4 protein-coding genes are annotated in these 7,129 nt (G+C 42.6%); 3 read left to right on the forward strand and 1 reads right to left on the reverse strand.

All coding sequences use genetic code 11. The features are described from left to right. Positions 1–558: 558 nt before the first annotated feature. On the reverse strand, positions 559–1,956 hold the full coding sequence (locus tag AC4II3_RS29965) for an AAA-like domain-containing protein (RefSeq protein ID WP_488017079.1): 1,398 nt from the start codon (positions 1,954–1,956) through the stop codon (positions 559–561). Between the two features lie 2,193 nt (positions 1,957–4,149). Between AC4II3_RS29965 and AC4II3_RS29970 the strand changes: the two genes are divergently transcribed. From AC4II3_RS29970 to AC4II3_RS29980, 3 genes are all read left to right on the forward strand, one after another. Beyond that, positions 4,150–5,541, forward strand: a complete 1,392-nt coding sequence (locus tag AC4II3_RS29970; RefSeq protein ID WP_488029619.1) for an RNA polymerase sigma factor — start codon at positions 4,150–4,152, stop codon at positions 5,539–5,541. Between the two features lie 232 nt (positions 5,542–5,773). After that, complete coding sequence (locus AC4II3_RS29975) at positions 5,774–6,256, forward strand: hypothetical protein (protein ID WP_488029618.1); 483 nt, start codon at positions 5,774–5,776, stop codon at positions 6,254–6,256. A gap of 114 nt (positions 6,257–6,370) precedes the next feature. Beyond that, on the forward strand, positions 6,371–6,793 hold the full coding sequence (locus AC4II3_RS29980; RefSeq protein WP_488029617.1) for a hypothetical protein: 423 nt from the start codon (positions 6,371–6,373) through the stop codon (positions 6,791–6,793). Positions 6,794–7,129 lie beyond the last annotated feature (336 nt).

The following is a 7,129-nucleotide window of genomic DNA, read 5'->3' on the forward strand; positions in this document are numbered from 1 at the left end:
CAGCTATCAGCTATCAGCTATCAGCTATCAGCTATCAGCTATCAGCTATCAGCTTATGCTATGGGAACGCTACATCGAATAGCTTTTAAATAAAACAGGTAAGCATTAGTTTAATCTGAGTTACGTCAGCTTAAGCGCTACGCGAACAGCTTAAGCGCTACGCGAACAGCTAATGGGCTACGAGCATATTGATATTGATATGGGAAAATCCCCAGACTTTCAATTCCCTAAAATCTCGAACTATTAAATTATACCAAAAGAGGTTTATTTTAAGCATTAAGCTGACCGCTGACCGCTGACGGCTGACTACTTACTATATTAGTTTGACTTTTGACCTATTAAACTCATAAAAATCATCTCATAACTCATATAAAATCTCATTAAAAAACTAATAAACAAAACATTGAATCGTGAAAGGAGCATTAAAAACTGATCGTAAGCATATGCGCTACGCCCACGCTATGGGAGAACAGCTATCAGCTAATGCGCTACGCCCACGCTACGCGAATGGCTGACCGCTGACCGCTGACCGCTGACCGCTGATCAATAATGATTAGACTACAAGAAAGATGCTGTATACATAAACTGTTGTTCTCCCTTTTTAATAAAAAACTGCCGATACAATTCACAACCTGCGATCGCTTGAGCACCTGAAAGTTTAATCAACCCCATACTGCTTAACTTGTGAGTTAGGATGGGGTCTAAGGGCACAGGTTCAGTGGCCTTGAGAACCGTATCAAGAGCTTCTGCTAATTGCGGCTGTTTTGCCAATGTTGCCCAATGACGCTGCAAGTGATTAGCATAAATTCCGGTGGCAGTGGGAGCACTTGCTAGCAGTTGGGAAAGAGTTATCTCCTGGCGACTAAGATGATAGAGCGTTAAGTTTACCAGTGCCGGATGTCCCCCCAGCATTACCATTAATTGTCTAGCTTCTTCGAGACCTATCCAGTCGAGTCCGTAGCGTTGAGCTAACTGCTGCACTTCGTCCTGGCTGAATTTGTTTAACTGAACCGGCAGCCCCACATTGAAAGGAGACTGGTTAAGCTCCAGGGGAACGTAAATTTCCGTGGAGTGAACCACTACCAGGCGAAGCTTTTGCCAGATGGGCAGTCTTTTGCCTTCTTCGTACCAAGAACGCAACAGAGGTAAAAAATCCTTCGCGACTTGGGGATGCTCGAAAATCTGGCTCACCTCATCCAATGCCAAGATTAGGGGAGTATCAATTAACTCTAGTAGATAGTCTTGGAAGTAGAGGGTGCAGCTAATCTTACTGCCCAGGTCTTCATCCCAATACTCATCTAGCATCGGTTTACGATGAAGCTGGTGAGCAATGTTGGCACACAGCCAGCGCAAAAATTGATTCAAATTGCTCAAAATTCCCTGCTCGACCTGCTCTAGGTTCAAGCTGACAGTATGGTAGCCCAGGCGGTTGCCATGGTCAAGAATCCTGAGCAGCAGAGACGTTTTGCCCATTTCTCTGGGAGCTTTAATCCTGATTAACGCTCCCGGTTTCTTGATTTCTTGATAAACTTGCTCCTCAAGGGAAGAACGTTCTAGGTAAAAGGGAGAGTCGAGAGGGACTGAGCCACTGGGGTAACTACGTAGTATCTCATGGGTTTCATTGGCAGCATTTCCCGTCAGCTCTGGCAACACCCGATCTGGCTGAAAAGGGTTTGTCTCTGAGGCTGCTTGGGTGGTGGCATAAGACTCCAGCAGCACCCGACAGTTTTTCTTGTTTACCCGCTGGCCAATCACCTCCGAGAGTCGGTGATACAACTCTGGAGCAACGACACTGGTAAGGTAGCCTGGACTATAACCTGCTTCGAGGGCAATTTGGTTATAAGTTCTATACTGCCAAACCCCACGCAGCATAATTACTTCTATGGAAGTAAGGGGTCGATGTTGGTTCTCTTTTAGTTGACGGTCAACAATTTCTAGGATACGATCAATATTCATGTAAAAGGTCACCGAAATTTATCAACAAGCACCTTTTAAGTGCTCGAGCAAACGTGACACACCGAAACGTAGCCTAAAGGTTTGGCCTTACCCTTTTTAGAATTAAAAGCTATAGTGTTTATTGAATTTAAAAAAACACTATAGGTATATAGGAATCAGCAAATTATATGGGTTTACCCTGAATGAGTCACCAATTTTAGAGCTGATCACTGGGCAATGGCACCCCAGTTAACCAGCAGTTAACCCTAGGAGGTTTACTAGTATTAATAACTAGTTATTTACTACAATACCTAGTCTTGGTAATGAGTCTTGGTGGGGCTCAATAATACCCATAAATAAAAATTACCGACTAGAGAGTTACCCTTGATTCAGCAGCTTTATTACTAAAGTAGTTTATTACTAAAGTAGTTTAAATCCAAAACTATTCCGGGACTTCCCAGAAATACAACCAATATGATGCAAGTATGATGCCAGTGCCAGAATTTTAACCCGCTCAGGTAGTTGAATAAAACTAAGGCGGTAATGGTACCTGTCTATTAAAGGGATAATAGAACTCCTCTCGGTGGAAGGGGCATCTTACCGGTGGAACGGGCATCTTGCCCGTTTCTGGCGAGTAGGGAGCTTACCGAGATTCCAGGCATTAAAGGCTTACTTTTCTCCTTTCATTGATTATCATAAGCACCTACATATAATTAATTACCTACTCCCAATCTCTGTAACCCCTACATTGTAAGGCTTTGAGTTTTGAAAAATGTTTAATTAATTTTGTGCAACTGCTTAACTGTAATTGAGAATACCATATATAATCCTAAGCTTATTATTAAATATTGTTAACTATTTTTATTCCTGGGACTTCCTGAAATGGGAGTGTCATCATAGGAGATAATACCAGATAATAGGTAACATAGGGGCGTTTAACCTGTAAAAAAATTATTTGGTTTTTATAAACGCCATTTAGTCAGATTTTTACAAGCGGGTAATGGGTAGAGAGGGATAATTATCCCCCCATTTCCCGCTTCTGTTGACTCCCGACTTTCGACTGTATATAGGGTTTATATTTGAGATGTAAACGTATATGGTCTTTTTTGATTGGACAATAAAACTTTGAATCTCTTGCCCATCTTGCGTTTCGCCTCTTGCCTCTTGCCTTTTTGAGCAATAATTTTGTTTACAACCTATATAAAAACCCTAGACATGAGTTTTTACATGAGTTTTTACATGAGCTTTATATAGCATTTATATTTGAGATGTAAACGTATATGGTCTTTTTTGATTGGACAATAAAACCTCAAATCTCTTGCCCCTCTTGCCTTTTGCCTCTTGCCTCTTGCCTTTTTGAGCAATAATTTTGTTTACAACCTATATAAAAACCCTAGACATGAGTTTTTACATGAGTTTTTACATGAGTTTTTACATGAGTTTTTACATGAGTTGGCTCTACCGTACTTGTGGTAATAAGTAAAAGTTATTTGATGGTGAAACCCTTTCTCCAAAAGGATTTCACCATGATGACATTAGAATTTATGTAGTTTATTATACATTTTACCCACCCCATAGAGCCATGAGTTTTTACATGAGTTTTTACATGAGTTTTTACATGAGTTGGCTCTACCGTACTTGTGGTAATAAGCTGAGGGGGTGACATGAGCCCTAAAAAGCTTACTATATAAGGCTTTGATGCCAATGAGGTCATGGAAGATACAGTCGGAAATTAACCCTGCTTTCATTTTCTGGAAGCTCAAACCCTTATAACTACATCCTTTCTGGAAGCTCACAACACCATGTATCTTTTTATAACTTATGGGCTAAAGTTACTACCCAGTAAGGATTTCAGCTTGCATGTCACCCCCCCAGGGTAATAAGTAAAAGTTATTTGATGGTGAAACCCTTTCTCCACAAGGATTTCACCATGATGCCATTAGAATTTATGTAGTTTATTATACATTTTTCCCATAAACCCCATAGAGCCATGAGTTTTTACATGAGTTTTTACATGAGTTTTTACATGAGTTTTTACATGAGTTTTATGAGATTAAGAGACTAAAAGCAGAAGTAATATCACATGGTGATCGGGTAATCGAGGTCAAAAATGTGGAGTACAAATCGTAAGCATATGCGCGTAGCGCATATGCTTACTACAACAAATCAGCCCTGGACTCCCGTGGAGAGCATACACCATTGTATTGATCAATTATGATCTCAGATATTCAATTAGAAGCCACTTCTACCGCATTGGGCCAATCCCATCACGTTTCACAGAAAGAGTTTTGGCAGCAATGGCAGCAATATCGAGACTATCTCTATCATCGCTGTCTCAGGTGGATGGGTGGAAACCCTACCGATGCTGAAGATGCCCTGAGTCGAGCGATGCTCAAAGCATGGGAAAAGGTGCAAAAATTTGCCGGGAAAATCGCTAATTTTAAGGCTTGGCTGACAAAGCTAACTCATAACCTCTGCGTGGATATTCATCGAGAACATAGTCGCAGCGCCAACCACGTTGAGGATATAGAAGGGATTCCAGAGGAAAAAGGATTGGTTTCCTGTGAGGATACGCCAGAAAGGGTTTTGGAAACAGACGAGAAAAAGATTGCGATCCGCCGTGCCATTGATAACTTACCACCTCGACTGCACCAGACCTTTATCCTGCACTTTTATCAAGAACTGTCTTATCGAGAGATAGCCCAACAGCAAAATATTTCCTACCAGAATGTCTGCAAGCGCATCTCCCAGGCACGGGCGATTCTGCGAGAGGAGTTGAGGAGATATTTTATCGGCGAGGATGAGACTGATAGGGAATTATCGGTTACACCAACTAATCAGGCAACAGAGTCAGCAATTGGGGAAATGTCCCAGCCCCATGGGGAAGTTGAACCGATTGTGGGCGAGACGGTGACATCATCTGTTGCGGTGGAAGAACTGGAGAGTGGTGTTGGTGAGGAAGTGCAGGAGGTAGCACTATCGGTGCAGCACTCTGAGTCGGTTCCTGTTGCGACGACTTGTGATCAGAAGTTAGAAGTAAACAAAGATAGTTGTCCGTCCGCTAAAGCGGGGCTGTGGGAAAGGCTGCCTGCACCGATTTTGGCATTGGCACTATTTGATGCAGAAACTGGAAGTAGGGGGAATTCCCAATACTGCTCGGTTGAGAGGGAGGAGAGAGAAAAGAAGCATTCTTCCCACACTTCCCGCGTCCGGGCCCGACACTCCCCACACTCCCCGCGCCCAAGCCCCACACTCCCCGCGCCCAAGCCCCACACTCCCTTATCCGACCAGTATTGGGGGAGTTCATCTCTGGCGGTGCAGAGGGAGCAAGAACGGCTAGAGGTGGGGAAAGGAAGGGGTAAAATTTCTGCTACTACCCTATTGTATAAGTTGATTTTGCCTTTACAATTTTTAATCCCAAGTCATAAGTTTGTGAGGGATAGGAGTGAGTTGGTTTGTTATCTAGGTGATAGGTTTATCATCCAAAAAAGGAGCGAAGAGAGTCCGAGAAGCCCACCGACAGCCGAAAAAACTATCAAAATTCAAAATTCATTTCCTGTAGTCGGAGTTGGTGATAAGAAGTTCATCGACGTGCATCCGACTTGATGGACTTCGAGCCTGCGAGGGCTTTTTATCAGCAGCGAAAAGCTTTTGAGCTGCTTATCACCACGTCAGATCAAAAGGTGCGACCCGTGGCGAATTTAATTCTTAATGGGTCAAGCGCACCTCAATTGTTCTTTGGGTTAGCGAAAAAAATCCTAAATTATTCAGCGAAATCGTATTAAAAATCGTCATAAGGGTGTAGAGAAACAAAACCGAAAGGATAACCAAATACACAATGGCTGTACCAACAATCAAAACCCTTCATTTTATGGCGATAACATCCCGGTCTCGATGGAGGCAATCTAGTAGTCCTCTAGAACTTCATTTTATGGCGATAACATCCCGGTCTCCATGGAGGCAATCTAGTAGTCCTCTAGAATTATACACCCGATCCGATGACGTGCCAAGACCTGATATAAGGCCGCAAACAAAGACTTTACAACTCGATATAGGGCGTCAGGAAAAAGGCAAAGCGATTGCATTCTCTCTAGAAATGCCCCAGAATTTATACTACTTCGATAAAATGGTTCTGATTATCAAAGGTAATGACCTGTGGCTGCCGAAAACAATGGCTTTCTATGCAGAGGATACTACAGGATATGTTTATCCCATAGTGAAGTATATGAACTGGCCTCAGCGAAAAGATAGCACATGGAGTACTGATCCGAAGGAGGGAAAAGCTCAAATTCATATCTTTCCACTGCTACTGGACGTGTAAGGGATTTACAAAAAATAAATGATCCTTTTAGTTAGCGCAAAAATTCATAAATTCCTCGGCGAAATCGTCTTAAGGGTGTAGACAAACAAAACCGAAAGGAGAAGTAAATACACAATGGCTGTACCAACAATCAAAACCCTTCATTTTCTGGCGATCACATCCTGGTCTCGATGGAGCCAATCTAGTAGTCCTCTAGAATTATACATCCAATACTCTGACAAGCCACAATATGATCCCTCGCCGCCAGCAAAGACTTTCCCACTCGATACAGGGCATCGGGAACAAGGCAAATCGATTGCATGCTCTATAGAACTGCCCGACGAGTTATACTACTTCCAGAGGATGACTCTGAAGATCAAAGGTAATGACCTGTGGCTGCCGAAAACAATGGCTTTTTATGCAGAGGACTCTACAGGATATGTTTATCCAATAGTGGAGTATATGAACTGGCCTCCGCGAAAAGATACCACATGGAGTACTGATCTGAAGGAGGGAAAACGTGAAATCCAGATCTTTCCGCTGCAACTGGATATGTAAGGGACTGACAAAAAATAAATGATCGATTAAATTCTCTAGGAAAATACGCTTAATATAGCAGCTGTTATGGGCACGATTACACATAAATGGCAAGGCAATCATTAAGCATATTGTTATAGAGAATTGGTAATTAAGGGAGGGCGAGTCAGGTGTTGTTATCGGTTTCACCTGGACTAACTGGATACGACTCGCCCGTACTTTTTTGACCCTGAATGTGAACCTCAAATCCCTAATTTGAATCAAAGTGCGATCGCTTATCTTGTAGGGTGCGTTAACAAAGTGGATGCTGTTGGCGAAATATTTCTTAACAAAGCAAGAAGCCCCATCAGCCCTCAC

Source organism: Moorena sp. (assembly GCF_982860115.1).